This window comes from Bacillus sp. FJAT-29814 (assembly GCF_001510715.1).
Lineage (GTDB): Bacteria > Bacillota > Bacilli > Bacillales > Cytobacillaceae > Neobacillus.
In genome coordinates, this window is record NZ_LMTJ01000002.1 from 372,458 (window position 1) to 397,995 (window position 25,538).

A 25,538-nucleotide genomic window follows, 5' to 3' on the forward strand; every position below is an offset into this window, starting at 1 on the left:
ACAAAAGGTGCCTGACACCATTAGGTAGTCAAGCACCTTTTTTATTTTAGTAATATTGTTATTAGGCTGTACTATCTCTAAGCATAACTGAAACTGAGGATTTATGCTGCAAGTTTTTCTGGCTTTTCATCAAGGCTGTGGCCTTCCCATTTGGAGATGACGATGGCTGCCAATGAGTTGCCAACAATGTTGACGCAAGTCCTTGCCATGTCCAAAATTCGGTCAATACCGGCGATGAAGGCCAAGCCTTCTGCTGGGATGCCGACACTTCCCAATGTGGCAAGCAGGACGACAAACGAAACACCAGGAACTCCAGCTATTCCTTTTGACGTAACCATTAATACTAGAACCAAGGTAATTTGCTGGCCAATCCCCATATCGATGCCATACATCTGCGCAATAAACAAGGCGGCGATTGCCTGATATAAGGTAGAGCCGTCAAGGTTAAAGGAATAACCAGTTGGAATGACAAACGATGTAATCGCTTTTGGACAACCAATTTTCTCCATTTTTTCCATTATTTTCGGCAGTACTGTTTCCGAACTTGCAGTAGAATAACCTAATAAAAGCTCATCCTTCAAGTACTTTACCAGCTTGAAAATATTATAGCCGGCAATTTTAGCCGTGATCCCAAGGATAACAACAATAAAGAATATCATCGATCCATAAACGACAATGACCAATTTTCCTAATGGGATTAACGAAGATAAACCAAACTTCGAAACCGTTACACCGATTAACGCGAAAACTCCTAATGGTGCAACTTTCATAATCTGGTTCGTTACGTAGAACATCGCATCTGCCGTTCCTCGGAAGAAATTTAGTAGCGGTGTTCCCTTTTCACCAATTGCAGCAATTCCAAGTCCAAACATAACCGAGAAGAAAATGATTGCCAACATATCGCCATTAGCCAATGATTGGATGATATTTGTTGGAACAATATTGACAAACGTATCCACCAACGAGTGGCTTTGCGTTGTTTCTGCAGTTTCTACATAGGAATGAATATCTGTTTTGGTTAGCTGAGAGCGGTCAATACCGCTTCCTGGATGAAACAGATTTCCGAATAATAAACCGACAATGATTGCAATTGTGGTGATGATTTCAAAATACAGAAGCGTCTTGCCGCCAAGTTTACCGAGCGATTTCATATCACCCACGCCGGCAACACCGACTATGATACTCGAAACAACAATAGGCACGACAATCATTTTAATGAGGCGAATAAAGATGGTTCCAATTGGCTGGAGAAATTCAGCTACTTGAGGATTCCCGTAGAATACAGCACCAACGGCAATACCCAATGCTAAACCGATGAAGATTTGCCAAGCTAAACTGATTCTTTTCATTTACATCTCTCCTTTAACTATGAAGTAAAATCTCTTATTATACTGCCTATTAGGCTAATACATACAATAAATATAACATTTACACTTTTTTAATATAATTTTTATCGTGATAAATTTCAATGGTAAAAAAACACCAAATCATAATTTAGTAGCATTGAATGTATTCCTTTTGAAAAATTAAAAGAACTCCTGTATGGAGTTCCGAATTTTATTTATGCAAGCTGCTGCTTGATTTTTAAGCATTCCTGATAGAATTTCTCTGGTTCTTCAAAGTTCAATAAATGGGCAGAGTGCTCAAACCAGACAAATTCCTTATGCGGACATTCCAGTTGGTCAAAATATTTTTTTGCTACCGGCGAAGGTGTCTGATAATCCTGTCGGCCGGCAAAAATATAAACCGGCACTTCTAGCGTGGCGACCGACTCATAATTACTTTGAATTTTTTTGTTTTCCTTGTGAGCATTTTGCATCACTCCAAATAGTGGGAAATTTTACAAACCTATTATACTGGCAAAAGATTACTTTTAATAGAAAAATTTAGGCAAAAGGTAGAGGTTATGGTAAATTTATTTAAGAAAGATTTTAGATTGGAAGTGAGCCAGTTTGTTAGAGAAATTCTCCATTTATATGACATCGTTACAGCAAGAAAGAATAGTACGAGTGTATGTGCCAGAAAATTATCATAATGAGACAAAACGTTACCCCGTTTTGTATATGCATGATGGGCAAAATGTTTTCGAGGATGAAGGCTCGATTGGCGGCACTTCCCTTGGATTAAAGGATTATTTGGCTAAAACCGGGCTCGAGATTATTGTCGTTGGGATTGACCAAAATTCCGTTGGTGATGGGCGCGTGAATGATTATTGCCCTTGGCCGCATGGCAAATTAAGTGAGGAGATTTTGGGCTATTTAAGTTCTTCTGGCGGAAACGGTGAGGCTTATTTGGATTTTATTGTCGACGAATTAAAGCCATTCATTGACCGAAAATATCGAACGATTGAAACTGAAACGGCGATGGCCGGCATCTCATTAGGCGCCCTTATCACCACTTATGCCGCCTGCCGCTACCCGCATATATTTCGAAAAATTGCTGTCTTATCTACGGCTTACTATCGAAATCAGGAAGCGATTGAGGCATGTATTGAAGAGTCCGACCTTGACGGCATCGAAAAGTTTTATATGGATATAGGGACGAAAGAAGTGCCGGAGGATTTGGCAGCAAGCCAGCTTTTTATGGAGTTAAGCAGGAAGGTATATGAGCTATTGAGCAGCAAAATTGATGAGATACGTTTTGCGGAAATTATAGATGCGGAGCATCATTACCGGTTTTTCCAAGAGAGAATGCCGGGGATTTTGACTTACCTTTTTGATGATGCGGATTCGAAAAAATGAACCCGTTTTTGTGATATAATATAAGGAAACAGGTTCAAACCTCATCCAAAGGGGTGCTCTATCATTCAAAATCGGATTGTTAAATTCATTTTTATTATTATCGGATTTATTTCCTTAGGATTAGGCGTCCTTGGGATTATTCTGCCTTTATTACCCACAACGCCATTGTTGCTTTTAGCATCGTTCTGCTTCGTAAAAGGGTCCGAACGGTTTGAGCGCTGGTTTAAAGGGACGAGCATCTATAAACGGCATCTGGAAAGCTTCGTAAGGGAACGATCCATGACTCTCAAACAAAAATTGACGATCCTATTGTTTGCGGATGCTATGATTGCAATTGCCTTCATCATGGTTGACAGTTTCCTAGTTAGGATCATCCTGCTACTAATCGTCGCATATAAGTATTACTATTTTTTCACCAAAATCAAAACCATTCCAGTAATTAGTGCAGATACAGGCAAAAGACAGGAATCTTAAATTTCCTGTCTTTTTATCATTTATGCCTTAATTTTAACAGTGTCTTTATTCTTATGCCCCTTTACCTTCTTCCATCTTTGCATAAAAGCTTTCTTCTACTACACCTTTCTTAACCAATCACTCACCAATGATTGCACCATTTCTCTTTTTTCAATCGTTATTAAATGCCCCGCTTGGTCTAGCACCACAAATGTCAAATTTGGTAATTTGTCTAATAAAAATATATGATCTTTATAACCACAAATAGAATCCTGCTTGCCGCAAATTACCAGGGCGGGCTGTTCCAATTTTGAAAGATTTTCAAATGGTTTTTCATTGAAAAAATACCCCCGCTCACGCCAATTGGATTGTAGAAAGGTTTTATCAGCCAACAATCGTCCAGGCTGCACTTCCTGCAAAAAACGCCTAAGGTTCTCTTTTGTTTGATATACCAGTAGCGTTTCAAAAGCTGTACGGACATCTGGATTAACGGAAGCTAGGCTTGACTTGTCTTTTTCTCTTACAACCTTTTCTGGCAAGATTCTTTCTTTCAAATGAACAGCGGGTGCCAGTAAACAGATGCCTGCCACTTGATGCGCCCTGGCGGACAACATACCCTGCGCAATATACCCGCCATATGAATGTCCGATTAAACTAAATGGTTTTTCAAAAAGGACTTCATCGATAAACGCAAGAATGATTCTTCGCATTTCCTCGGTAGATTGAATGTTGTTGCAAGTACTTTGACCATGTGCAGGAATATCAATATAAATCCGCTGAAACCCATCTTCGTTCTGAAAGACTGGTTCCAGCCATGCCTTCATCGACCGATGATCCGTTCCCATTGCATGCAAAATAATTATTGGATGGCCCTTTCCTACCATATCGTAAAATAATGCTTCCTCCTCGAATATAAACCGCATTGCCCCATCTCCTTAATACAACCGCTTCGTGTAACTTTCTTCGAGGCCCTTTTGAATGGTATTAACCGTGGATTTAGGAAGTTTGGCATGTTCGAACAAAATTTTAGCGGCGGAAGGCAAAGTTTCCTTTGCGGGCCAGGAATCAGTATCCCATAAACTTGACCGCTTTAATGCTTTTGCACAATGAATAAAACATTCCTCCACTTCTACGCCAATTCCCAAGAGAGGTTTTTTACCCTTAACCGCCATTTTTTCAAGCAGTTCCTCATCTTTTATTATCGCCGCCTTGCCATTTATTCGAAGCGTCTCCTCCATTCCTGGGATGAAAAAAAGCAGACCTATTTTAGGATTCGATAATATATTACATAATGAATCTAGTCTTTTATTGCCTGGCCTCTCGGGGATCACGAATTGTTTTTCATTTAAAACATGAACAAATCCCGGCATGTCTCCCCGAGGTGATACATCGCAGAATCCATGTTCATCGGCTGTGGCTAACATTAAAAATGGTGATTTCGCAATAAAATCGGCACAATGGCTGTCAATATATAAAATTACCTTTTTAGAAGCCAACTCACTTGGAAAGCCAATAATCGAACGCAGTTCTTCTTTGTTTCCCACCTTATTTTTAAATTGATCCAAAAAATCCCTCTTCCCTGATTGTTTATTTTGTATTTTATCACAGTTTTTTGATTTTTTTAAAAATAGACTAATTGAAATGAAACTCACAATCCAATGCGATGGTCTAATTAAGAAAGGGGGTGCGCAGCTGAATGAAGAAGTTATTACTCATCTTGTTACTTACTAGCCTATGGTTAGTCGGGTGCACGACACATAAAGAGCCAGGAATCGAAGGTTATGTTGTCAAAAAGGGGGATGGACGGATTCTCGTAGTGGCCTCCGCCCCAAAGGATTTTAGTTCTACGGGGGGATTGGCGGAATTCTATAATGCAATATGGTTTTCCAATGCACCGGGGAAGGTAAAGGTTGGCGATAAGGTTCAGGTTTGGTTTGATGTGGTGGCGGAATCTTATCCGGGCCAGTCCGATGCCGAGAAAGTTGAAATCTTGCCTGAAAAAAAGCCAAAAAACGCTGACCTTACCGAAGCCGAAGCGATTCGGAAAGCCTTGGCTCCAGAACAGATTAGTCAATATGAAGTACCAGCAATAAATTCGGTAAATTATAATGAAGCAGCTGATATTTGGGAGGTCCTTGTTAAACAAGGGGATAATGATGCAACTGTAGTAATTAATGATAAAAAAGGCTAACAAGAGCCATTCAAGAGAATGGCCCTTTTGTTATGTCCGAGATATTTAATAGAAAATGTGTTATCACTTGTCAGCTCTTGTTTGTAGTTCGTTCACCGTCACAAATTTATAGCCTTTTTCCGTTAGAACCTCTAATATTCCTTCTACCGCTTTCAGTTCATCGGCAGCAGTACCGACATACCATGGATGTAATAGGATAATCGAACCGGGCTGAATATTGTCCTTGATATACTTAACTTTGTCGGACGATGATGCATAATAAGTGTCTGGCTCAAGGTTCATAGCAATCGTGTCGCGATGATGTTTTTTTAAGTAATATGGTAATCCCATTAGCTTTTTGCTGTTCGGAGGCCGAAAATCAATCTCCCCTTGATATCCTGCTGATCGAATTAACGCATCTGTCTTTTCAATTTCTTTTTTTATGAAGGAAGGGGATTTAAAAATCATCCGCTTATGGGAATACGTATGATTTCCGATCTGATGCCCTGCCTCAATTAATTTCTCTGCTTCCCCTGGAGACTTCTCAATCTCGCTTCCAATTAAAAAAAACGTAGCTTTGGCATTGTATTTTTCCAAAAGTGGAAGGAGTTCCGGAACATTTTCAGTAGGCCCGTCATCGAACGTTAATGCGACCACCTTCTCTTCCGTCCCCACCTGGTGGGTTAATCCTCCAAAAAACTGATATGTTCGAGAGTTCATTAATTTATAAGTTCCAAATAACAATAGAAGGACAAATAAAATGGCTGTTCCAAACAGGATTATTTTCTTTTTCATCATCCACATACTTTCATTAAAAGATACAAGCTATTATAACAAAAAAAGGAGTGTAAAACCGCTGTGGTTCCGCACTCCTTTTTCCCTAAAACGGCTTGGTTATCATAAGCGTAATGATAATGATAAAAATAAAATTTTCGATATACTCATATTTAAAAAGTTCCCTTGATAAACGCCAATATTCTTCCGGGATTTCCTCGCCTTGGTGGGATGCCAACATTTCCTTAATTGGTTTTGATCTCGGTGTCAGCATGACAGGCCCAATTGCCAACGCAGCCAAAAACAGGACAAGACTTAGATCATACCAGCCCATCCGGAACAGGCTTGGATTCAAAACCCCCATCAGCAATCCTGTGACAAGCAGCATGGTCCCGCCTATCATCACATAAATATGAAGTCTATGACGGATGGCATAAGAATGGCGTAATTCCGTCATTGTTTTTCCTGATTTGACGACAGTCGTTAGAATAAACCCCGGCCCCATCCCGATAATAGCAGAAAAAATATGTAAAATAACTAGAATTTTGTAGAAAGTTATCATTTTGAGGCAGCCTCCAATCACTCTAACAGCCTTAATTTTAACATAAACTTGTTTTTTAATATAAAAAGCTTTGTTACAGATTCTTAGATTTTAACAGTTTGTCCTCACACTTTTATGACACAAGCATATTTTAATAAATATAAGCGAAAGGGGGGAAATACATGGCCAGAGATTTCATGGATGAAGAAGTGGTAGATGTCAGCCATAAAAATGACGGCGGACGTATCGTAATTAATGCTGACACAGTGATTATTCGTGCCAAGCGTGTCATCGTTGAAGAGGAAAAAAAACGTCGGACCGATGACCGACATCGGACTGATCACAGACATCGCACAGATAACCGGCATCGGACTGATCACAGACATCGCACAGATAACCGGCATCGGACTGATCACAGACATCGTACAGATGACCAGCATCGGACTGATGACAGACGTCATCATAATCGCCGCGATGACTGGGATGACAGAAGAAGAGGGTTTTCGTGGATCTAACGGCTTGATGGGACAAGCCACTATTAATAAAAACCGGCATAGCTCTTTAAGGGGCTAGCCGGTTTTTTGATCCTATTCATCATTAGGATTGATGATGGCCAACACTTGATGGTCTTCCCATTTCCCATTAATCTTGACATTTTTAATGGCGATGCCTTCCTTATGAAAGCCTGCTTTTTCGAGGACTCTAATGGAGCCGATATTGTGCGGCATAACGCCGGCTTCGATCCGATGAAGGTTCAATTCGACAAACGCATATTGTACAACAAGATGAGTCGCCTCTGTTGTATAGCCTTTGCCATTGTGCTGCTGATCTAAAAAATAACCAATGAACGCACTTTGCAGGGATCCGCGAAGAACTTGAAACAGATTAATGGTTCCAATTAGTTTGTCATCTTCTTTTTTAAAAATCCCAAATTGATAGGATTCGTCCCCTTGCCAATCCTTTTGAAAGCTTTTGATTCTTTCCTGTTGTGCTTCAAGTGTATAGAAATCCTCGTTTCGTTCATAGGAAAACCTTTCGAAGAATCGACGGTTCTCCTGTTGCAATCCAAGGAGTGCAGCAGCATCCTCTTTTGTAAATGGCCGTACATATATATTTTTCCCTGTTAACATTTTCTTCCCGCCTTATTTAATACATCTTGTACATTCCGTGGGATTTTGGGTAGGTATATTGAAAACCAAATTTCTCATAAAGCTTATTTGCCGGTTCGTCAGCGATTAAACTGACATAGGAGCCGGGGCACGTATTTTTATCAAGGTAATCCATGATTTCCTGCATGATGACCTTGCCGAGACCCCGGCCTTGGTAACTCGGTTTTACAACAATATCCACGACATGAAATACCGTGCCGCCATCACCTACGACTCGGCCCATCCCAATCAGCGTGTTTGCCTCGTAGATGGAGACGGCAAACAATGAGTTTGACAGACCAATTTCGGCGGCTTCTAGCGACTTTCTGCTGAGCCCGCCTTCAACCCTTAGCTCATTGTATGCTGAAGGGGCTGGTGGCTGGTAAATAATTTTCATAGAAATCTCCTTTATTTCAAGTGCAGTACCATATGCTCATCATCGTAATAAATGCCATTTATTTTCAAGGCTCTTTCCTCATATCCGTATACTTTAAAGCCCAGTTTGATATAAAGTTTTTTCGCCCTTTCATTTCCAGCCGTTACGGTAAGATTGAGTTTTTCAATTTCATCGATGGTTTTTGCTTTATTGATAGCTGCTGCTAATAAAGCCTCCCCAGTGCCCGTACCTCGTTTGCCAGGCGTGACATACATAGCGAAAATGTTGGCGCGATGGCGGATTTTATATGGTGTCTCTTGTAGCAGCGTAACGACCCCCATCAGCTTATTTTCGTAAAAGGCGCCGAAGGTAAAGTTCCCGACTGTTTCGAAGTTCCGCGCTGTCTGTTCGACGGGATTTTCTCGTTTGACGGCGTCTTCATAACTGGTGAGGAACGCTTCCGGGTTCTGTTGCAATGCCTCAAGCCTAAGAGCCCAATATTGTTCGGCATCTGCTGAATTTAATAGTCTAATTTCCAAGTTATTCTCCCCGCCTTCAAAAATTAGTTAAATAACCGCTTAACCTCTTTTTCCAATTCCTCGACTAACGGAAACGATCCGGATGAACATAAACTTTCTACCAAGCTCGTATAATACCATCTCTGATCGTTCTTGCCGCGGTTAAAGCGGTCCCAGACAGCCTCACCGTTTTTCGCGTAATCATCGATGATCGAGCGGATATTATGGAGTTTGTCTGCACAAGCGACAGCACGGATGTCTTCCGAGGCAGTTTTCAAGAATTCAATGGTATGTTCTTTTCGGTCTTCCCAGGAAAGCGTCTTTTCCGGCTCCGAACAGCCTGCAACGATTTCCACAATCACCGGGCCAAATTCGCGCCGAATGTCCTCGATCGTAAGGTCTGTATCTTCCACTGTATCATGCAGAATTCCGGCGGCGACCACCTCATCCCGGTAACCCGCCTTCAATAATAGTATGCCAACAGCCACCGGGTGCGTTATATACGGGATATCCGTCCCTTTTCTGAACTGACGCTGATGGGCTCTGCCCGCAATCTGAAGTGCTTTATCAATTACATCCATTGGAACCCCCTCCTTTTTATAAAAATAATTCTACCACTATTTTCCTATCTGTAGCCATTAAAAAGGAGCCTGCATACAAATGCAAGCTCCCCTTCTAAATTAGGCTCCTTCCGTTTTTTTCATAACAGTCGAGCCTTTTACTAACGGAACCAAGAAAAAGACACCAACAAGGAATAGCAATGCTGATCCTTCATACATGGCAACAAGCGAAAAAGTCTGCTTCAACCAGCCGCTCGCGGTCATGGTAATGACCATCGTCCCCATAAACACCGGGTTTAAAATTCCATTCACACGGCCGATAAAAGCCGCATCCGTATTTTTCAAGATCATCGTATTGATTCCGATATGGATACATGGCATGAATAAACCAGTAACAAATTGCACTCCTAATGTCAGCCAGAACCATTCGGATAGACCCAACATGATAAATCCGATGACATTCACGGCCATTCCAATGGCGAGCAGGATTTGCGGCGGTGTTTTCTTCGCTAAACCGACCGTCAGACCTCCGCCCAAAATCATTCCTGCTCCAAAAGCCGCCATCAGCCACTGCAGATGCTCCTTCGGTAACCCCAGCTTTTCAGTGACGAGGAAAACCGCCAGCGGCTGCGTCAACCCCAATGCCAGTCCGGCAGCGGCAAAGCAGCCGCCTAGGAGCGTCAATGCCCGGCTGTTTAGCACATACTTGAATCCTGCCTTCATTTCCTGCACAACAGTTGTGTTTTCTTCCTTTTCCTCTGCCACATGATCAGGCGGAAGCAGGAATAATATTCCGGCAGACAGCAAGAAGGCCACGCCCATAATCGCAATCGCAACATCGATTCCGTATTGCTGGTAAACAAATGTACCGAGAACGGGACCGAGAATCATAAACAACGCAAACATCGTTTGGTAAATCGACATCCCCATTTGGATGAGTTCTTCCCTAACATGTGTTTTAAACAACTTCATTCCGGACGGTTGAGAAAACTGGGATAGAATTGAAGACACAAGCGTCGCGAAGAAGATAGCCTTCCAACTCCCATATACAAGAGCCAGCAGAACGACAAATATAGAAATGGCGCTGAGGAAATCGCACCAAATCATCGTCCGTTTTGGCCGCCAGCGGTCTGCAAATGTCCCGCCAATGAAGGAAAACAAGAAGATTGGGGCAAACTCGGCAACCGAAATCAGTGATACCGCAATCGGATTTTCATTTGTCTTCTCGACAACAAAAAGCAAAATCGAATAGTTTCTGACCCAGATCCCAATTTGCAGGAAAAACGTCGAAAGCAGAATCGTTTGAATGACTCGATTTCGAAATAACGCCCCTATCGTCATTTCAGAATTTGTTTGTTCCATAAAAAAACCTCCTGATCCAATCTGGATAGGAGGCAAAACAGGCACCAAAAGGCAAAGTACACTAGGTACTTTTGCCCTCCATTTATAAAAAGCCCGCACTAATCCTATCCAGAAAAATGTTCGTTTATTGACGAATGGTTTCTAAAAATAGGACTAGTTCATCATTGGCTTTAAGTCCACCCTTTCGCAATTTCGTATTACCATATTACTTGATTTGTTTATAAGTTTCAAGAAAATACAATTATTGGAAAGAGAAATTTTAATAGGAGCATTTTCCTAACTAAAATAGCCTAATCCTGTAAACTTTTCTCAAACATGACCATATCCAATGCCCGAATCCCATATTCATAAATCGGCTCCGGATATTTTTTGAAAAAGTCTTTTTTAATTTCGCTCATCCGGAAGCCTACTTTTTGATAAAAAGCCAGGTTAGCAATGCTGGAATTGGCCGTTCCCACAATCATTTTTTGCATACCTTGGGCTCGGTAAATTTCAAAAGCTTCCTGTAAAATCATTTTTCCCAGACCCATTCCTCGGAAATTTTCGGCCAATGCCATATTCTTGACCTCTACCATATGCCCGGGGTGAAAGGTAAATAGGATGACCCCTGCTGCCTGCCCCTCATAAAGAACCGAGAACATCTCCCCGTCATTGATGTACCCCTTAACAATTTCCTCACTTTCATCCGCTAATAGGAGCCATTCCATATACAATTTCCGATGATCTTGTTCTACTGACTTTAAAACTACTTTTTTCACAGCATACACTCCTATGAACCCTTTTCATATATATGGTAATATTATACAAGCAGGTGGTGATAAATATGGAACCAAAATGGCTGGAATGGGCGAAGCAACTGCAGTCCATCGCCCAGGCTGGATTAACCTATTCCAAGGATATTTATGACTTGGAGCGGTTTGAAGCGATTCGAAAAATGAGTGTTGAGATTTTACAAGAACATACTGGGTTGGAAAAGTCCATGATTGCAGATTTGTTTGCTAACGAAACGGGATATGCGACCCCAAAGGTAGACATACGAGCAGTTGTGTTTAAGGATAATCAAATCCTCATGGTCCGCGAAAACCACGATGGCAAATGGTCGCTTCCGGGGGGCTGGGCAGATATCGGTTTTACACCTGGTGAAGTGGCAGCCAAAGAGGTCAAGGAGGAATCAGGTTTTGATGTCAAAGCGGTAAAACTGCTAGCGGTGACCGATTACAAACGCCATGCTCACCCGCCTTCCCCTTATCATGTTTATAAAATGTTTGTCCAATGTGAAATTGTTGGCGGACAAGCTACCGAAGGAATAGAGACAAGTGGTGTTGGATTCTTTGCGGAACACGAACTGCCGCCGTTATCACCCTCGCGCATTACGAAGGACCAAATCGGGATTGCGTTTTCATTTTTTAAAAATCCCAATCAGCCGGTGTACTTTGATTAATGAAAAGGGTATGGTGCAGGCGACCATACCTTTTAATTCGCAGGCAAAAATTTAAGAAATTTTTCTAATAGTAACCGGTCGATTTTTTTCAACTCAAGACAAGGCTGGTTACCAATTGGATAGGGGTAAATGGTTCGTTCGCAAAGGGGGCAAATTCCCTGTTCCTTAAAGGTATGGATAATATTGAGCGGCATTGGCGGGTTTGTTCTGGCAATCATGAAATTATATAAGTTCCCCTTTATGGTGAAGTATATTTCTAAGCCACTATAACCGCTTGTCTCTCTTACCTTAATGTTTTCTAGTGTTAGACCTTTTACCTTTACTTCCTTCATCTTGACCACTGCTTTCCTCCATCTGCTTTTGCCTTAATCATACCATAATCAAGATTTATTGAAAAAAATCTCCTGTTTTGGTAGGAATAATAAAAAAAGCCATTTGTGACTTTCGAACACAAATGGCTCTTCTCTTTAAAAGAGACCAGCTTCTTTCGCTGCCTCAAAGCTGTTTCTGGCAAATTCAAATGGGTCGCCGACATTTTCCCAGTGCATATACATTAAACGGGGACTGTCAAATAGCCAGTGATTGTGAACGGCGGTGACAATTAGTCCTCTTCTTCGTAATGCAGTTAAAAATGGGTTAATTTCCTTTTGTAGGATGACGGTTTCGCCCAGGTTAAGTGTTCTGCCATTTTGGTTATTTTCAAAGGAAAGTGCAAATGGCAGGGCCAAGGGGGAACGGGTCCGACGGCCCAAAATGGTCGCGTTAATATTACGGAGACGTTGGACAACGCAAACAGGGGCTGCTGTGATAACCTCGCCGCCAATAATGTTCGCGAGCCGTTGGCACGAATTTGAAGATGATGATGACACGCGAATCCCTCCTTTCGATGATATGCTATACGATATGCAAAGAGGGACAAGCATGTGAAGGGATTTTTCTAGAGGTTGCCTTTTTTGATAGTGATATAATAGCAAGGTTATTGAACCCGAGCTTGAGATAGAGTATTTAGGGTGAATTTTTAGGAAAGATGATGATTGAAGACAGTTCCTAGGCAAAATTCAGTGAAAGTGTCGTCAATAAGGCTTATTGGCGACAGTTCCATACAAAAGATCACCAAAAGTGTCGTCAATAGGGCCTATTGACGACACTTCCATGTGAAAAATCAGCGAAGGTGTTGTCAATAAGGCCTATTGGCGACAGTTCCATACAAAAGATCATCAAAAGTGTCGTCAATGAGACCCCCAACCAAAATTATTACTTTATTTATGTTTTCTCCAATCCTTTCTGTTAAGTATGTAATGATGATGGATCTGATCATCAATTTCAACATCATCCATAAATTGAAACCCGCATTTTCGGATAACCCGATTAGAGCCAACATTGTTTGGGAGGGCCACTGCATTAAGAACCTCCACATTTGTCTCCTCAAATAAAAAGTCAATTAAGCCTTTTGCAGCCATGGAGGCATACCCCCGATTCCAATAAAACTTCGAGAGTCCATAGGCAATTTCCCGATTCGGGGCAGGCAATTCTTGCTTAAGCCCAGAATGGCAAAAGCCAATCAACTTACCCGTTTCTTTTAAGATAATCGCCAAGTTCAAATACGTCTGGTCTTCAATGTCCGGCAATGCTGCAAGAAACCGATTATTTGAGGGTATCTCATAATTCTCAACGTAATTTAACCGCTGCTCCCGAGTTGTTTTCCAACTAGGCAAAAATTCATAGACCTCGGGCTGGGAGGTAATCTCATAAATCGTGTCCACATCTTCAATCCTGAATTCACGCAGATAAATTTCTCCACAATCAATATATACTTCGGTCAATTCGATCAACTCCAATTTCCAGATACCAATAAATTCTCGTTCAATAAAGAAATTCCTTTTTTTTAAAAAGAAAGGATATGAATACTCACCATGCGCGATTGGAAACCTAAAGCTGTAGTCAAGAATGCATGATAAACGGGGTGTGGTTATGGCAGATAGTCTGGAACCAACGGATTACGAAACAGGGTCCGCAATTCGTACGTTTAACATTATTGATTCAACCGTTGGACCCGAAGGATACGAAGTTCTGTTGGAAATTGATTTGGATAGCGGTTTTGACTTGGAGAGCGTGAAAATGAAAATCTCTCACGAGGACATGGAAGCTTACGAAACAAAGGATATTCATGAAGCGGTGAAGTACGCGTTGGGATTTTTCGATACATGGCAATGATTACGTATAAAGGTAGAGCTAACTAAGGAGCAATGTGAAAAATAATGAAAAGACAATTCCTGCCGATGAATTTAATAATCCTGCAACCCAAAGTCAGGCGGAAAAGACGCTAAAAAGTAAGGCGAACATAAAAAATACCACAAGAGCACGGGAAGATGACCGCCTGTAATGCGGCGGTCTTCTCTAAATTAGCTTGGACATATAAAATTCATCGACATATTCATTAAACAGTTTTGTGCTGCTAAAATTAATAAGTTAAAATGAAATCCTTTCGCCGGTAGACGCTTAAAACAACCCCTATCAAGATTGCATTCACCAGTGTTGGCATTAAACCGTAGCTGATAAACGGCAAAGATATTGAAATGATAGGAAAAACCCCGAACGATATGGCAAGATGGGTTGCCAATTGAACTATATACAGTGCCAGTGCTCCGATGAGTAGCAGTTTTCCGTATGAATCTTTTATTTTGAAAGAAACGGCCACCATTCGCACGGCCAGTAACGTAAGGATTAGGACTAGCACGATGGCGAACATCCAACCATAGTGGTAGGCAAAACTGACAAAAACAAAATCCGTATGGGCTTCAGGGATAAACTCTTTTCTACCTGCATTCCCGAACCATGTTGCCTTAGTCAGTATCTCATGCATCCGACTGTAAAGATATCCAGCGCCGTTGGGATCATTTTCAGGATAAAAAAAAGCAAGCAGTCTTGTTTTTTGATAGCTCTTTAGAATACTCCAGAAACTAATGACCAGCACCGCCACGCCCCCAGCTATCGCTGTCCAAACGGCAATAACGATTTTCCTGTTGAATTTGCTCCACCACATCATCACGAAGACCATGACTGTGTAGATGTAAGTATTCACCATACTTGGCATCGTAACAAACAGACTGAGCGGAATGGAAAATAAAGGGATAAACTGCCAAACCTTAAGCCTCTCACTATTGAAAAAGGCAGCCCAAGCAAAGAACAAGAAGGGAATCGCCATCGTGCTTTCTATTGTTAAAATCGATGGAATTCTTAAAACCGGCGTCCCATTAATCATTGTCGAAGCAAAAAATCTTAAAATAATTAAAATGAAGATTCCAACCAGGTAAAACAGCCAGCCTAACTTCTTCCACTTTCGATAATCAAAAAACATTAGCCCGACCGCAGCTGCTCCACCGAGAAGGACGGTAATCAATTTGCTAATTGAAAAATATCTCTCATCTATATAGCCGAGTGAAATCAGTGGCATGAATCCAAGGCCGAAAGCCATTACAAGCAGGCCAATTAGTATCCAGTCTACCTTGGGACGGTGAAGCCTGCTCAGCTGCTCCCCCAGTTTCCCTGGACTGCCCATTTGTTGAACGGCTTTTTCCTCCGCTTGAGATTCTGTTAGTCCTTTTTCCAGCCATCCCTTTTTTGCCTCTTTTATATGATAGGTTAATTCTTCTGCCACATACTTCTTAGCTTCCTTCGATTTTATATGATTAATAACCTCAGTTATAAAAACATGGCGCTTATTCATGTAGCTTCACCTCTCAAATAATTCTTTCAAAACCAGCTGTTTGTCTTTTTGGTTTTTTTCAGACTTTTGAAGTCTTTTCAACCCTTTTTCCGTCAATCGATAATATTTAATCTCCTCTTGCCAATTGGATTGGATCCAGCCGGACTGTTCGAGCTGATGTAATTGGATGTAGAGGAATCCCTCATTGTCCTCAAATGCCCGAATTCCTCTTCCTCGAAGAAGCTTGGTCAATTCGAAGCCTGTTTTTTCCTGAACGAGTAGCTGGAGGAGAGCAAGCAGCACTTCCTCCCTTGAATGTTCTTGTTTGCCAATTCTCTCATGGATTTGCTTTTGATGCTGTTCGGTAAACCGCAGCTTGGCAAAGGTGGTTCGATCCATTGACTTTTTTAAATTTTTCAAACGGTCCTCCATCATTTTCCCTCCAATTGGTCTTTTAGAAGTTCTTTTGCACGCCTTAGCCGCGTTTTCACCGTGTTACCACTTACGTCAGTCAACACGGCAATTTCATTAATGAGTAATTCCTCATAATAATATAAATAAATGACTTCCCGATATTTAATCGGCAGCTTCATAATTGCGGTTATTAACTCGACATCCTCTTCCTTTTGAATAACAGTCTGCTCGACCATTTCTTTTTTTGTTTCGCTGTGCAAAGGGTCTTCTTCGGTAATAATTACGTTTTTGCTGTACCAGCTTTTTAAATAGTCCTTACAGTGGTTAATAGCAATTCTCCACAGCCATGTTCTTAATTTAGATTTGCCGCTATAAGTATGTAAGCTGTTATAGCACTTCATAAAAATATCCTGCGTCAGATCTTCGGCGGCAGCCCGATTTTTAACATATGAATAAACAAGCTGGAGAATTTCCTGCCCATATCTTGACATGATTTCATCGATTAGGACTTCCTTATCTTCCGTTTCAATCATTTGTACTGTTAGTTCTTCCAATATTAACCCTCCTAGCTAATTCTTAGACGATGTCACCATCCTGAAGGTTTTTATTTTTTCTCAAAAAAGTATGCAGTGAGCGAGGTTCCCAACTCAGCTGAACAGAAAAAAGCAGGGTTGTTCCCCTGCTTCATTAGCTATTGGCTATATTATCTCCCCCTTGCAACTTTTTTCCTCTTTGAATCGTCTAATATGTAAAAATAAGTAAATAGGGTGATTCCATGAGTATGCAAAGGAGTCCATTTGATTCAAAGCAGCAAATGGTTCAAAAAATCTATCGGGAAACTTTGTATAAAAAACGGACTAAGAAAGTTGAGCAAAATGAGAAGAGAGATATTTCCCTTTTTATAGGATTTGTTATCTTTGGCTTCTTTTTATTGGCCATCTTTGAACAATTCCTTTAGCCTTGATTCGGATATTGCTTCTGTAAAAACTGAACCGACTCGATAATTAGCTGTTTTAACATCTCGATATCGATATCCGCGACTTTATTAATGTATACACATCCTTTACCTGATGTATGTTTTCCAAATGCCTTTAATAATTCCTCGCGTTTCGTTTCACCTGGAGCAAAATACAAACTAATTTTGGCCTTTCGTGGTGAAAACCCGACAAGCGGAGCATCTCCCTCATGACCAGAGGCATATTTATAGTGATAAGACCCGAACCCGATAATGCTTGGCCCCCACATCTTCGCTTCAAAACCGGTTGTTTCTGTAAACACCTCAACTAACCTGTACGCATCCTCTCGTTTTTTTGGACTGTCCACATTTTCAATAAACTCAATTACACTATTGTCAGTTGGTTTTGTTTTTTGTTCATACATTTTTGGTACGCTCCTTTTGGATATATTTACGTTGCCGTTTCCTACATATTATTTCGTGAAAATGCCAAGCTAGATGTAAAAACAAAGGGGGCTTTTAAGTGCGAAAGGTCATGTTTAGCCTAATGGTTACTTCGGCGCTGGTTTTTACTGAGGGTGCATTCTTGGTGGGATTGCCTCATATTTCGATTGCCCAGCAGAAACCAATTCCTCCGTATGCCAAATGGGGACAATTAGCCATGAAAAAAACCCATGAAAAATATCCCCAGGCGCAAATCGTGGATTATCTTCATGTTGGCAGAACAACCGGACCGCAATCGTCTGTTGAAAAATTCAAACTTTGGCTGAAAGATTCTCAGAGGGAGTTTGGTGTATTTGTTGATATTGAATTCGAAAATACAACTGAAAAAGTCATTAGTACTAAGTTTAGGGAGACGACAAGATAAAGTTCTCACGAATTTTTTGCAAATGTTAGCCCTTTTTCCGCGAGGGATTTTTTGAGCAGCTCTAACGCTTTTGGCCCCATTCCATGCAATTGCATGATTTCCGCTTCCCTGACCTTAGTTAATTGTTCAAGTCGAACATAGCCGGCACCCTGGAGAGCTCTTTTTGCGGGTTTAGACAGTCTTTCCGGCAAATTACCTTTGGATTCCATAAATATTGCTCCTTTTTGATGTGTTTCTCGCCCTGATAGGGTGGAATTTTCCGGCGAAAAAAATTTATCCGCGCTAAAACTCATTATATCCGCGATTTAGGGTGAGATATCCGCGGAAAAACCAATATATCGGCGATATTTCGATTTTATCCGCGAAAGTCACCCATATTTCTGCGATGCTGCCTAAACAGGTATGGCCTGTTTGGGCCCGACAATTTTTAAAAGATCTGTAAGTTCGTGTATTTCGTAGGTTGGCCTCATTGCCATTGTGTTTTCCTTATAATGCGGGTTAAACCAGCAGGTATCAATACCATAATTGATTCCGCCCTGGATATCAGATGTCAGCGAATCACCGACAATCAATACCTTTCCCTTATCGGTAATGTTGAGCTTGGAAAAAGCATAGTCGAAAATCCCTTTATTAGGTTTTTGGCAGCCCGCTTCTTCTGAAACAATAATAGCCTCAAACGCAGAACGAAGCGGTGAACCCGCTATTCTTGACCTCTGCACGTCGCCAAACCCATTCGTGATAACCGCAAGTCGGCATTCTGTCAGACTGGAACACACTTCCTGTGCACCTGACATCAGATGGCTCTCCTGACCTAAATATTCAAGATAGATCCGGTTAAACAGCTCACCATCTATTTCAAGATTATACTCAATAAAAAGCCGGTTAAACCTCTCTTTTCCTAGTTCAGACAAGCCAATGAGCCCCTGTTCTAATTCTCCCCAAAGGACCTTACTTATTTCCTTATATCGTGGACGGTAATCCTCTACCCCCGCAGGCAAACCAAACTTCAAAAATGCTTTCTGAAATGCGCTCTCTTCCGATTTTCCAAAGTCAAATAATGTATCATCGATATCAAATAAAATGGTTTCGTAATTCATGGCTGCCTCCAAAATCTAAATTTATTCCATTTTATCATTTATTTACAGTTATAAAGATAATACATGCTCAATTTAATTTTTATAAGTAATATATATGTTCAAAAAGTAAAATATATATTACAATGTAAGCATATAGCATTTAAGGGCAGGTAATGAAGTTGAAAGAGTCCATTGTGAAAAACAAGGTGAAAGTGGCCCGTATTGAGAAAAACAATTTGACTCAAGGCGAACTGGCAAAGTTGGTTGGGGTAACAAGACAGACAATGAATTTAATCGAAGCTAACAAATATAACCCCACTATTCGTGTTTGTTTGCTAATCAGTAAGCACCTGGAACGCCCCTTGGACGAATTGTTTTGGTTAGAAGAGTAACTTTTATAGGGAGTTGATACAAACCATGCAAGTGCAGATATTAAAAGTGTTGATTAGTGCAATTATGGTTTTTTCTATTGTCAGTTTATTGTCAGGCCAACTTCAATGGGGCATTTTAGCAGGGCTTGTTGTGGGGGTTGGAAGCGCCAAATGGTTTAGGTTGAAACGGCAAGAAGCCAATGATGAAATCGAATATGACGAAAGGATCAACGCTAACATCAAAGAATATTCTTTTCAGACATTTTCTATTTCCAATCTGCTCTTATTAGTTTACTTAATCGTCTCGGATTTAATTTTTAATGAACATTTAGTCAAGGCAAGCTACCTTGTTATTTATGTATCTATCACATTTATTGTTGCATTTTATATCGTTCCGTTATTGGCACGCCGGGGATAACCAGATCTTTAAGGAGGCATGGAGATGAATCAACCGTTTATAGTTACTGCCGTCATTCTTTTTGTGTTAGCTTTTCTTATTGGAGTAAAAAAGCAAACCTGGATATTGTCAGGCTTTAATCAAAAACGTGTGAAAGACCAGGATAAACTTGCAAAATTGGTCGGTGGATATAACTTCCTTATAGGAATTGCCATGTTAATCGCCGCTTTTATTGATCATCCGAATACAGAAATTTTATTTCCGATTATGATTGTGGGTTATGTGATTCTACTTGGTTATGTCAATACCAAGATGGTCGAATAACATAAAAAGCAGGAGAATTCCTGCTTTTTATGCATATTAATTTAAGACATCCAATATGATCTTCCCTTTATTTAACCTATTTTCAACTAATAGATGGGCACTGGCAGCATCCTTTAGTGGAAACCTATGGCCAACCGCTATTTTTAACTGTTTGTTTACAAGGTAAGGGATTACTTTTTGTGCCGTTTCCCGCTGGAGCTCCGGCCTCTTCTGTCTGGTCGTGCCCAAACTATAACCAAGAACACTCCGACAGCTTGCATGCAAATCGACTGTTTTTATATTTCCGACATGACCGCTGGAATTTCCAAAATGGACTAACCGGCCAAACGGTGCCAGGCAATTAAAACTGTTCTCTGTTACTGCACCGGCTATCGAATCAAGGATAATATCAACTCCCAGGCCATTTGTCAGTTCATTTACCTTCGCTGCGAAGTCCTCCTGCTCATAGCAAATAACATGATCTGCGCCATTTTCAAGTGCTGTTTTTATTTTATCAGGATGTCCAACTGTCCCAATCACTTTACTAGCCCCCATTAATTTGGCGAGCTGTGTGGCCGTGGTGCCGACGCCCCCGGCGGCCGCATGAACCAGTACGGACTCTCCCTCTTCTATTCTGGCGATATTGTGGAGCAGTCTATAGGAAAGGAATGATACAATCGGACACGCCGCTGCTGTCTCAAAGTCTAATTCATCAGGTATAGGATAGACCAATTTATGGGATGCCACCGCGTATTCTGCATATGAACCGCCTTTTGTAAAGGCAATCACTCTTTGTCCTACTGTCAGATTAGAAACATTCGCTCCAATTTCTACTACATAACCGGCTGCATCCAGCCCCGGAACGAAAGGCAATTTGCCTCCTTTTTTTCCATACCTCTGTTTAATATCGGCAAAATTGACACTCGTCTTGACTACCTGGATCAGTACTTCATCCTCGTTAAATTTAGGGACCTCAATATCTTGGTATGATAAATATTCAGGTCCGCCGAAATTTGTTACTACCACTGCTTTCATTAATGCTTACCCCTTTTATAAAAAAATTTAAAGAATTTTCTTTTAAACTACCATAAATGCCCAATATATTAAATCTTTTCATCCACTCTTAATCTAGATTTAAATACTTTATCTGTTCTTTGGATCGATGTCTCTTTTAATAGATTCGTACCGAGCACCCCGGCAATAATCATGATTGACCCTATAATGTGGTATAGATTAATTTGTTCATTTAATAGAATAGCACCGGCGGCGATAGAAATGACGGTCGAAAGGTTAGAGAAAATGCTCATCCTCGATGCGGACAGCTTGGATAAAATATAATTTGATAAAAATGCTGTTATCATCGTCGCAAAAATACCCAAAAACAGAACAGACCCGATAAATTTTAATTCTGTGATCAAATAAAAATAGCCGGCGAGTTCCCCTGTTAATGCATTTTTGATAATCGCACACAGATTAAAAAATAACATCCCCATTGTAACCATCAAATAGGTCAACTGAATCGGAGTAAAGGAGTCGGAGAGATACCTTGAAAGCACAGCATACCCCGAAATAGCTACTGTTGAAACCAGCAGAAACAAAATGCCCAGGATTTTATCATCGGAAACCGTTATGCCGGATCCATTACTGTAAAAGATATAAACTACACCAAAAATCGATAAGAAGATAAAAATGGTTTGAAAGATATTCATCTTTTCCTTAAGAAAGATTGAAGCTAACAGGGCTGTCAATGCAGGCGAAAAGGCCATGATAATGCCTCCTTCAGCGGAAGACGTATACGCTAAACCAAAGGCCTGAAAGCTGAAAAAAATGGTTGGATATAACAAGGCCAGAACAAGTAACGAAGTGATGGTTTTTTTCTCAAACCTTATATTCTTGTTAGGAAGCTTTTTCATAAACATTTTCAAGTATATGCTCAATACTGCCCAACCGATGAAAAAACGCCAGCCCAATGTGTCAACAGGCGAGGCTGTTTCCAATGCCATTTTCGTAAATAAAAACGATAGGCCCACAATGGCTGCATTTAATAGCGCGGCTAAATAGGGTAAAAATTTCTGCACTATACTCACTCCCCCGATTTGGCAGTACCAGCAACTGCCGCTGTCGAAAAATACCGCCTAATTGAATTTATATCTTTCTGTATTTCATCAAGTTCACTAGCAATTGTGTCTTTAGAACTTTCTTTTACGACCAGCCAATTTAGAATTTCAACCTTTTTTGAAAGATAAAAATCCTATCTTCTATCATCAATTGTTCATCTAACATGTTGTATTCCCCCTTCAAATCTTGATTGCTACCATTTGATTTTGTTTTCATTATCTACCCACAGAACTGGTTAAAAAAGGGTATAATTAAGACGAAAATGTCCCCCTTTTTTGAAAAACTGCCGGAGGTCAGCTATGAAAGATTTATCCTATTTTCAAATGAGAGCTCATCTTTATCCCAGGGAAAAACAATTTACCGCTGATGTTAAATTTACAGAGCTTACTGATCTTTGGTTTTGCAGTGAAAAGAATGTAAAAAGGAAAATAAAACAATACGTTCAAGATGGCAAACTTGTATATCTGCCCGGAAACGGAAGAGGCAGAGCATCCATAATTACATTTCTCAAGCCTTTTCAGGCGGAAGTCGAAACGGAAGTGACGAGATTAATAAAGGGAAATGACTTAGAGTCTTTAATTAAAATGATGCAGCTGCCGATTCCAAAAACGTGGGTTTCCAATGTATCCAAGGAAATTCAAAATCTATTTGGCTATTACTCAGACAGTGAGTCGTCAGATGTCCTTAAGACCTATATTAAAAGGAGATTCACGACTCTTGATCCTGCTCATGCCTCTGCCAATGTGGAAATGTTTTTAATACATCAAATAGCCGATAGTTTACTTGTTTTCGACCAAGAATCCGACCTAGTAAAGCCCCAGTTAGCCCATCACTGGGAAACACCGGATGGCGGGAAAACATGGATATTCCATTTAAGGAAAGGCGTCCGCTTTCATAACGGAGATTTGCTAACGAGCGAAGATGTCAAATACACTTTTAAAAGAATCCGTTCGTCATCGTCTCAGCATGACTGGCTCGTTAGGGATATTGAAGAAATAGATTGCCTGTCACCCTATAAAATTCGCATTTCGTTAAAAAAGCCAAACCGGTTTTTTTTAAGATATGTATGCTCGCAAAATATGGCCATCTTACCTAGGAATGTTCCCTTTGCAGAAGAAAAGTGGATTGGCACCGGTGCATATGAGTTGGTCAAAAAATCAGCGGATTTAGTCGTTTTGAAGGCCAATGACAACTATTTTTTATCACGCCCGTTTATTGATGAAATACAAATTTACTATTTTCCATTCTCCGCTAACCAACCTTTACGCTACGATTTACTGAATAAAGAAGAGGATGCCCCTACAACGGTAAAGAGTATTACGGAAGTTGGCTTCAGGTGTTTGGTGTTTAATTTTAGGAAGGACAGTATTGTCCATAATCCTTTCTTTAGAGAAGCAATGTTTAACCTGCTGGATATGAAGAAATTGTGGAGTGAGCTGGGAAGGAAAAATCTGTTGGAGGCTTCGAGTTATTTTTATTGGAATAGCAAAAGCCCAGTTAAAAACTTTGCGGATGTTCCGACACTTTTGGAAAAAGCAAATTATCATGGAGACGTTTTGACACTTTATGTACTTGGGCAGCCCAGCTTTGTTGAGGATGCAGAGTGGATCCAAAAAGAAGCTAAAAAAGTAAATCTTCACTTTCAAATTAGAACGTTCAATTTAGGAGAATTGTATGAGAGTGAGTTGAATCAAGCCGACCTCCTGCTTATGGGAGAAGTGGCTTCGACAGACCATCATCTATCCTTTATAGGCGCTTTTTTAAATAAGACACTAGTGTTTAACCGCTTTTTATCACCTACTCACCTAAACAAGCTGCAAGGATTTTTTGACCAAATGCAGCAAGAAGAGAGTAAGGATAGGAGGGAGAAGTGGATAAACCTAGCTGAAAACTACATCAAGACTGAAAATCTTTTCATTTATCTCTATCATCCTGTAAAGCAAAGAACCTTCCACTCGATGATTCATAATATTCAAGTTGACTCTTTTGGATTGATTGATTATAAAAAGTTATGGATAAATGGATAAGCTTAGTCCTTCGCACGGAAGGCTAAGCTTTGTCCCCGATGACTTATATAAATCTATTTATCGCAAATAAGGAGATATCTTGCTCTGTCTTACCTGAGCTAATCAATTCCGATAATATCTGTCCCACAGCGCTGCTAAATTTAAAGCCATGTCCAGAGAATCCAGCTGCGATGGCAATGTTTGAATAGGCCGGGTGCAGGTCAATAATGAAATTTTCATCAGGAGTCAGGGTGTATATGCAGGTTTTACCATACTTCAAATGGTGGCTATTAGGCATATTCGAGTTCAAAAATTGCACCAAATCAGCTTCATCTTCCGCCAACTCACCAAACCCAAGCATTGGTTGATCCGGGTTTATTTGTTCACCGCCGTCGTGACGACCAACCTTCAATCCAGAACCATCGATACTAGGAAAACCATAATAAAGGCCTTTAGAGGTATTGAACGCAAAGGCTGGAAAATCTTTATGATTATATAAACGTTCATCCGCTTCAAACCAGGCAAATGTTTTTCTTATCGGTTGGAGAGGAAGCTTTAAATCTAACATGGAAAGGAGTTCTCCCGACCATGCACCCGCAGAAACCACAAGTGAATCGGAATAGTAAGTCTGATTTCCCGTGTTGATTGCTACTCCATCATTTTGGGCTTTGATTTCTTTTACTCTAGTATTTGTTATTATAGATGCGCCGTGCTGCTCTGCAAGTTCTCGATAAGCTGAAATACATTCCTCTGGCTTTAAGACACCTGATGTCGGCTCAAAGCAGCTAATGTATTCATTAGACAGTGAGATTCCCGGCCATCGTTTATTGACTTCATCTGAAGTTAGAACCTCCAATGGCAAGGAGTAGGTCTGCGAACTGGAAATGATGTTTTGAATAAAATCCGTTTTTTCCATACCTACATTCAGAACTCCGGTTTGCAGAAACAATGGCTTCCCTGTCGCTTTCTCTAGGTCGTTCCACAATTCTTGAGCTTTAAGCGCTAATGGGACATATTCCGCCCCTTCCCCGTAGGCGTATCTGATAATTCTTGTGTCTCCGTGATGACTGCCATTGTTGTGCGGCGGATTAAAGGAATCCAGCAATAGTGTTCTTTTCCCACTTTTGGCTAAAAAATAGCCGGCTGCCATTCCCATGGAACCTGCCCCAATAACAATCACATCATAATGATTCGAATTCATTTTTTTCACCTTTACTTTTTCGTAAATTCACTTACTTTT

Annotated in this window: 37 protein-coding genes; 13 read left to right on the forward strand and 24 right to left on the reverse strand. The window is 40.6% G+C overall.

Features of this window, described 5'->3' with window-relative positions; translation table 11 throughout:
• Positions 1–101 precede the first annotated feature (101 nt).
• Complete coding sequence (locus AR334_RS05775) at positions 102–1,349, reverse strand: cation:dicarboxylase symporter family transporter (RefSeq protein ID WP_066306705.1); 1,248 nt, start codon at positions 1,347–1,349, stop codon at positions 102–104.
• Between the two features lie 212 nt (positions 1,350–1,561).
• On the reverse strand, positions 1,562–1,819 hold the full coding sequence (locus AR334_RS05780) for an alpha/beta fold hydrolase (RefSeq protein WP_066306711.1): 258 nt from the start codon (positions 1,817–1,819) through the stop codon (positions 1,562–1,564).
• A 133-nt stretch (positions 1,820–1,952) separates the two neighbouring features.
• Between AR334_RS05780 and AR334_RS05785 the strand changes: the two genes are divergently transcribed.
• Both AR334_RS05785 and AR334_RS05790 read left to right on the forward strand, forming a co-directional pair.
• Positions 1,953–2,741: an alpha/beta hydrolase gene (locus tag AR334_RS05785; protein ID WP_066306717.1), complete on the forward strand. Its 789-nt coding sequence runs from the start codon at positions 1,953–1,955 to the stop codon at positions 2,739–2,741.
• Positions 2,742–2,834: 93 nt separating this feature from the next.
• A complete protein-coding gene (locus tag AR334_RS05790) occupies positions 2,835–3,215 on the forward strand; it encodes a YbaN family protein (RefSeq protein WP_301337153.1) in 381 nt (126 codons plus the stop codon).
• A gap of 98 nt (positions 3,216–3,313) precedes the next feature.
• Here the strand turns inward: AR334_RS05790 and AR334_RS05795 are convergent, their stop codons facing one another.
• Together AR334_RS05795 and AR334_RS05800 are read right to left on the reverse strand one after the other, a co-directional pair.
• The gene (locus tag AR334_RS05795; protein ID WP_066306722.1) at positions 3,314–4,117 is read right to left on the reverse strand and encodes an alpha/beta fold hydrolase; all 804 of its coding nucleotides are present in this window, start codon (positions 4,115–4,117) and stop codon (positions 3,314–3,316) included.
• Between the two features lie 12 nt (positions 4,118–4,129).
• Entirely contained in the window at positions 4,130–4,759 is a 630-nt protein-coding gene (locus tag AR334_RS05800) for a pyridoxamine 5'-phosphate oxidase family protein (protein WP_066306724.1), read from the reverse strand.
• A 131-nt stretch (positions 4,760–4,890) separates the two neighbouring features.
• Here AR334_RS05800 and AR334_RS05805 point away from each other — a divergent pair, with 131 nt between their 5' ends.
• On the forward strand, positions 4,891–5,385 hold the full coding sequence (locus tag AR334_RS05805) for a YobA family protein (RefSeq protein ID WP_066306728.1): 495 nt from the start codon (positions 4,891–4,893) through the stop codon (positions 5,383–5,385).
• A gap of 63 nt (positions 5,386–5,448) precedes the next feature.
• Here the strand turns inward: AR334_RS05805 and AR334_RS05810 are convergent, their stop codons facing one another.
• Positions 5,449–6,159, reverse strand: a complete 711-nt coding sequence (locus AR334_RS05810) for a polysaccharide deacetylase family protein (RefSeq protein WP_066307694.1) — start codon at positions 6,157–6,159, stop codon at positions 5,449–5,451.
• An 85-nt stretch (positions 6,160–6,244) separates the two neighbouring features.
• Positions 6,245–6,700 (reverse strand): DUF2269 family protein, encoded by a 456-nt coding sequence (locus AR334_RS05815; RefSeq protein ID WP_066306731.1) that lies wholly within the window; start codon positions 6,698–6,700, stop codon positions 6,245–6,247.
• Positions 6,701–6,861: 161 nt separating this feature from the next.
• On the opposite strand from AR334_RS05815, the gene AR334_RS05820 reads away from it, so the two are divergent.
• Positions 6,862–7,194, forward strand: a complete 333-nt coding sequence (locus AR334_RS05820) for a hypothetical protein (protein ID WP_066306734.1) — start codon at positions 6,862–6,864, stop codon at positions 7,192–7,194.
• A gap of 72 nt (positions 7,195–7,266) precedes the next feature.
• Here AR334_RS05820 and AR334_RS05825 read toward each other — a convergent pair whose 3' ends face one another.
• The 6 genes from AR334_RS05825 to AR334_RS05850 form a co-directional block, all read right to left on the reverse strand.
• Positions 7,267–7,809 (reverse strand): GNAT family N-acetyltransferase, encoded by a 543-nt coding sequence (locus AR334_RS05825; RefSeq protein WP_066306737.1) that lies wholly within the window; start codon positions 7,807–7,809, stop codon positions 7,267–7,269.
• A gap of 16 nt (positions 7,810–7,825) precedes the next feature.
• Positions 7,826–8,224 carry a GNAT family N-acetyltransferase gene (locus tag AR334_RS05830; protein WP_066306738.1) on the reverse strand — a complete coding sequence of 133 codons (399 nt, stop codon included), beginning with the start codon at positions 8,222–8,224 and terminating at the stop codon, positions 7,826–7,828.
• A gap of 11 nt (positions 8,225–8,235) precedes the next feature.
• The gene (locus AR334_RS05835) at positions 8,236–8,742 is read right to left on the reverse strand and encodes a GNAT family N-acetyltransferase (protein WP_066306743.1); all 507 of its coding nucleotides are present in this window, start codon (positions 8,740–8,742) and stop codon (positions 8,236–8,238) included.
• 23 nt (positions 8,743–8,765) lie between these two features.
• On the reverse strand, positions 8,766–9,302 hold the full coding sequence (locus AR334_RS05840) for an HD domain-containing protein (RefSeq protein ID WP_066306745.1): 537 nt from the start codon (positions 9,300–9,302) through the stop codon (positions 8,766–8,768).
• Positions 9,303–9,401: 99 nt separating this feature from the next.
• Positions 9,402–10,643 (reverse strand): MFS transporter, encoded by a 1,242-nt coding sequence (locus AR334_RS05845; RefSeq protein WP_066306747.1) that lies wholly within the window; start codon positions 10,641–10,643, stop codon positions 9,402–9,404.
• 290 nt (positions 10,644–10,933) lie between these two features.
• On the reverse strand, positions 10,934–11,401 hold the full coding sequence (locus tag AR334_RS05850) for an N-acetyltransferase (RefSeq protein WP_253701188.1): 468 nt from the start codon (positions 11,399–11,401) through the stop codon (positions 10,934–10,936).
• Between the two features lie 65 nt (positions 11,402–11,466).
• Here AR334_RS05850 and AR334_RS05855 point away from each other — a divergent pair, with 65 nt between their 5' ends.
• On the forward strand, positions 11,467–12,084 hold the full coding sequence (locus AR334_RS05855; protein WP_066306749.1) for an NUDIX hydrolase: 618 nt from the start codon (positions 11,467–11,469) through the stop codon (positions 12,082–12,084).
• 32 nt (positions 12,085–12,116) lie between these two features.
• Here the strand turns inward: AR334_RS05855 and AR334_RS05860 are convergent, their stop codons facing one another.
• The 3 genes from AR334_RS05860 to AR334_RS05870 form a co-directional block, all read right to left on the reverse strand.
• Positions 12,117–12,425 carry a hypothetical protein gene (locus tag AR334_RS05860; protein ID WP_066306753.1) on the reverse strand — a complete coding sequence of 103 codons (309 nt, stop codon included), beginning with the start codon at positions 12,423–12,425 and terminating at the stop codon, positions 12,117–12,119.
• A 126-nt stretch (positions 12,426–12,551) separates the two neighbouring features.
• Positions 12,552–12,953, reverse strand: coding sequence for a DUF1259 domain-containing protein (locus AR334_RS05865; protein WP_066306754.1), 402 nt, complete (start codon positions 12,951–12,953; stop codon positions 12,552–12,554).
• A gap of 390 nt (positions 12,954–13,343) precedes the next feature.
• Positions 13,344–13,907, reverse strand: a complete 564-nt coding sequence (locus AR334_RS05870) for a GNAT family N-acetyltransferase (protein WP_066306755.1) — start codon at positions 13,905–13,907, stop codon at positions 13,344–13,346.
• Between the two features lie 148 nt (positions 13,908–14,055).
• Here AR334_RS05870 and AR334_RS05875 point away from each other — a divergent pair, with 148 nt between their 5' ends.
• Positions 14,056–14,298 (forward strand): hypothetical protein, encoded by a 243-nt coding sequence (locus AR334_RS05875; RefSeq protein ID WP_066306757.1) that lies wholly within the window; start codon positions 14,056–14,058, stop codon positions 14,296–14,298.
• Positions 14,299–14,332: 34 nt separating this feature from the next.
• Positions 14,333–14,467 carry a hypothetical protein gene (locus tag AR334_RS30570; protein ID WP_301337150.1) on the forward strand — a complete coding sequence of 45 codons (135 nt, stop codon included), beginning with the start codon at positions 14,333–14,335 and terminating at the stop codon, positions 14,465–14,467.
• Positions 14,468–14,545: 78 nt separating this feature from the next.
• Here AR334_RS30570 and AR334_RS05880 read toward each other — a convergent pair whose 3' ends face one another.
• Genes AR334_RS05880 through AR334_RS05890 form a run of 3 tightly spaced genes read right to left on the reverse strand, consistent with a single transcriptional unit; the run spans position 14,546 to position 16,758 of the window.
• Positions 14,546–15,811 (reverse strand): FtsW/RodA/SpoVE family cell cycle protein, encoded by a 1,266-nt coding sequence (locus AR334_RS05880; RefSeq protein WP_066306765.1) that lies wholly within the window; start codon positions 15,809–15,811, stop codon positions 14,546–14,548.
• Between the two features lie 6 nt (positions 15,812–15,817).
• A complete protein-coding gene (locus AR334_RS05885) occupies positions 15,818–16,222 on the reverse strand; it encodes a PadR family transcriptional regulator (protein WP_066306767.1) in 405 nt (134 codons plus the stop codon).
• Positions 16,222–16,758 carry a sigma-70 family RNA polymerase sigma factor gene (locus tag AR334_RS05890; protein WP_066306769.1) on the reverse strand — a complete coding sequence of 179 codons (537 nt, stop codon included), beginning with the start codon at positions 16,756–16,758 and terminating at the stop codon, positions 16,222–16,224. The genes AR334_RS05885 and AR334_RS05890 overlap by 1 nt, the downstream gene beginning before the upstream one ends.
• 221 nt (positions 16,759–16,979) lie before the next feature.
• On the opposite strand from AR334_RS05890, the gene AR334_RS29395 reads away from it, so the two are divergent.
• Positions 16,980–17,162, forward strand: a complete 183-nt coding sequence (locus AR334_RS29395; RefSeq protein WP_156431185.1) for a hypothetical protein — start codon at positions 16,980–16,982, stop codon at positions 17,160–17,162.
• Here the strand turns inward: AR334_RS29395 and AR334_RS05895 are convergent.
• Entirely contained in the window at positions 17,159–17,584 is a 426-nt protein-coding gene (locus AR334_RS05895) for a DUF1801 domain-containing protein (RefSeq protein WP_066306771.1), read from the reverse strand. The genes AR334_RS29395 and AR334_RS05895 overlap by 4 nt on opposite strands.
• Before the next feature lie 98 nt (positions 17,585–17,682).
• Here AR334_RS05895 and AR334_RS05900 point away from each other — a divergent pair, with 98 nt between their 5' ends.
• Positions 17,683–18,027 carry a YqzG/YhdC family protein gene (locus AR334_RS05900; RefSeq protein ID WP_253701189.1) on the forward strand — a complete coding sequence of 115 codons (345 nt, stop codon included), beginning with the start codon at positions 17,683–17,685 and terminating at the stop codon, positions 18,025–18,027.
• 5 nt (positions 18,028–18,032) lie between these two features.
• Here AR334_RS05900 and AR334_RS05905 read toward each other — a convergent pair whose 3' ends face one another.
• Positions 18,033–18,236 carry a DNA-binding protein gene (locus tag AR334_RS05905; protein WP_066306777.1) on the reverse strand — a complete coding sequence of 68 codons (204 nt, stop codon included), beginning with the start codon at positions 18,234–18,236 and terminating at the stop codon, positions 18,033–18,035.
• 183 nt (positions 18,237–18,419) lie between these two features.
• Positions 18,420–19,124: a YjjG family noncanonical pyrimidine nucleotidase gene (locus AR334_RS05910; RefSeq protein WP_066306780.1), complete on the reverse strand. Its 705-nt coding sequence runs from the start codon at positions 19,122–19,124 to the stop codon at positions 18,420–18,422.
• A gap of 152 nt (positions 19,125–19,276) precedes the next feature.
• On the opposite strand from AR334_RS05910, the gene AR334_RS05915 reads away from it, so the two are divergent.
• Genes AR334_RS05915 through AR334_RS05925 form a run of 3 tightly spaced genes read left to right on the forward strand, consistent with a single transcriptional unit; the run spans position 19,277 to position 20,195 of the window.
• On the forward strand, positions 19,277–19,495 hold the full coding sequence (locus tag AR334_RS05915) for a helix-turn-helix transcriptional regulator (RefSeq protein WP_172799163.1): 219 nt from the start codon (positions 19,277–19,279) through the stop codon (positions 19,493–19,495).
• A 25-nt stretch (positions 19,496–19,520) separates the two neighbouring features.
• Positions 19,521–19,892: a hypothetical protein gene (locus tag AR334_RS05920; protein ID WP_066306781.1), complete on the forward strand. Its 372-nt coding sequence runs from the start codon at positions 19,521–19,523 to the stop codon at positions 19,890–19,892.
• 24 nt (positions 19,893–19,916) lie between these two features.
• Positions 19,917–20,195, forward strand: a complete 279-nt coding sequence (locus AR334_RS05925; protein WP_253701190.1) for a DUF3784 domain-containing protein — start codon at positions 19,917–19,919, stop codon at positions 20,193–20,195.
• A 36-nt stretch (positions 20,196–20,231) separates the two neighbouring features.
• Here the strand turns inward: AR334_RS05925 and AR334_RS05930 are convergent, their stop codons facing one another.
• Complete coding sequence (locus tag AR334_RS05930; protein WP_066306784.1) at positions 20,232–21,209, reverse strand: zinc-binding dehydrogenase; 978 nt, start codon at positions 21,207–21,209, stop codon at positions 20,232–20,234.
• 68 nt (positions 21,210–21,277) lie between these two features.
• Positions 21,278–22,252, reverse strand: a complete 975-nt coding sequence (locus AR334_RS05935; RefSeq protein ID WP_066306785.1) for a DMT family transporter — start codon at positions 22,250–22,252, stop codon at positions 21,278–21,280.
• 339 nt (positions 22,253–22,591) lie between these two features.
• Here AR334_RS05935 and AR334_RS05940 point away from each other — a divergent pair, with 339 nt between their 5' ends.
• Positions 22,592–24,319 (forward strand): ABC transporter substrate-binding protein, encoded by a 1,728-nt coding sequence (locus AR334_RS05940; RefSeq protein ID WP_066306787.1) that lies wholly within the window; start codon positions 22,592–22,594, stop codon positions 24,317–24,319.
• Between the two features lie 43 nt (positions 24,320–24,362).
• Here AR334_RS05940 and solA read toward each other — a convergent pair whose 3' ends face one another.
• Positions 24,363–25,499, reverse strand: coding sequence for an N-methyl-L-tryptophan oxidase (gene solA, locus AR334_RS05945; protein ID WP_066306790.1), 1,137 nt, complete (start codon positions 25,497–25,499; stop codon positions 24,363–24,365).
• Between the last annotated feature and the right edge of the window lie 39 nt (positions 25,500–25,538).

Excerpts from the sequence above, each read along its gene's own strand:
- AR334_RS05775 (WP_066306705.1), bottom strand. The coding sequence starts at position 1,349 with ATGAAAAGAATCAGTTTAGCTTGGCAAATCTTCATCGGTTTAGCATTG.
- AR334_RS05780 (WP_066306711.1), bottom strand. The coding sequence starts at position 1,819 with ATGCAAAATGCTCACAAGGAAAACAAAAAAATTCAAAGTAATTATGAG.
- AR334_RS05795 (WP_066306722.1), bottom strand. The coding sequence starts at position 4,117 with ATGCGGTTTATATTCGAGGAGGAAGCATTATTTTACGATATGGTAGGA.
- AR334_RS05805 (WP_066306728.1), top strand. The coding sequence starts at position 4,891 with ATGAAGAAGTTATTACTCATCTTGTTACTTACTAGCCTATGGTTAGTC.
- AR334_RS05810 (WP_066307694.1), bottom strand. The coding sequence starts at position 6,159 with ATGAAAAAGAAAATAATCCTGTTTGGAACAGCCATTTTATTTGTCCTT.
- AR334_RS05815 (WP_066306731.1), bottom strand. The coding sequence starts at position 6,700 with ATGATAACTTTCTACAAAATTCTAGTTATTTTACATATTTTTTCTGCT.
- AR334_RS05820 (WP_066306734.1), top strand. The coding sequence starts at position 6,862 with ATGGCCAGAGATTTCATGGATGAAGAAGTGGTAGATGTCAGCCATAAA.
- AR334_RS05825 (WP_066306737.1), bottom strand. The coding sequence starts at position 7,809 with ATGTTAACAGGGAAAAATATATATGTACGGCCATTTACAAAAGAGGAT.
- AR334_RS05830 (WP_066306738.1), bottom strand. The coding sequence starts at position 8,224 with ATGAAAATTATTTACCAGCCACCAGCCCCTTCAGCATACAATGAGCTA.
- AR334_RS05840 (WP_066306745.1), bottom strand. The coding sequence starts at position 9,302 with ATGGATGTAATTGATAAAGCACTTCAGATTGCGGGCAGAGCCCATCAG.
- AR334_RS05845 (WP_066306747.1), bottom strand. The coding sequence starts at position 10,643 with ATGGAACAAACAAATTCTGAAATGACGATAGGGGCGTTATTTCGAAAT.
- AR334_RS05855 (WP_066306749.1), top strand. The coding sequence starts at position 11,467 with ATGGAACCAAAATGGCTGGAATGGGCGAAGCAACTGCAGTCCATCGCC.
- AR334_RS05875 (WP_066306757.1), top strand. The coding sequence starts at position 14,056 with ATGGCAGATAGTCTGGAACCAACGGATTACGAAACAGGGTCCGCAATT.
- AR334_RS05880 (WP_066306765.1), bottom strand. The coding sequence starts at position 15,811 with ATGAATAAGCGCCATGTTTTTATAACTGAGGTTATTAATCATATAAAA.
- AR334_RS05885 (WP_066306767.1), bottom strand. The coding sequence starts at position 16,222 with ATGGAGGACCGTTTGAAAAATTTAAAAAAGTCAATGGATCGAACCACC.
- AR334_RS29395 (WP_156431185.1), top strand. The coding sequence starts at position 16,980 with ATGAGTATGCAAAGGAGTCCATTTGATTCAAAGCAGCAAATGGTTCAA.
- AR334_RS05895 (WP_066306771.1), bottom strand. The coding sequence starts at position 17,584 with ATGTATGAACAAAAAACAAAACCAACTGACAATAGTGTAATTGAGTTT.
- AR334_RS05905 (WP_066306777.1), bottom strand. The coding sequence starts at position 18,236 with ATGGAATCCAAAGGTAATTTGCCGGAAAGACTGTCTAAACCCGCAAAA.
- AR334_RS05910 (WP_066306780.1), bottom strand. The coding sequence starts at position 19,124 with ATGAATTACGAAACCATTTTATTTGATATCGATGATACATTATTTGAC.
- AR334_RS05915 (WP_172799163.1), top strand. The coding sequence starts at position 19,277 with ATGAAGTTGAAAGAGTCCATTGTGAAAAACAAGGTGAAAGTGGCCCGT.
- AR334_RS05920 (WP_066306781.1), top strand. The coding sequence starts at position 19,521 with ATGCAAGTGCAGATATTAAAAGTGTTGATTAGTGCAATTATGGTTTTT.
- AR334_RS05925 (WP_253701190.1), top strand. The coding sequence starts at position 19,917 with ATGAATCAACCGTTTATAGTTACTGCCGTCATTCTTTTTGTGTTAGCT.
- AR334_RS05930 (WP_066306784.1), bottom strand. The coding sequence starts at position 21,209 with ATGAAAGCAGTGGTAGTAACAAATTTCGGCGGACCTGAATATTTATCA.
- AR334_RS05940 (WP_066306787.1), top strand. The coding sequence starts at position 22,592 with ATGAAAGATTTATCCTATTTTCAAATGAGAGCTCATCTTTATCCCAGG.
- solA (WP_066306790.1), bottom strand. The coding sequence starts at position 25,499 with ATGAATTCGAATCATTATGATGTGATTGTTATTGGGGCAGGTTCCATG.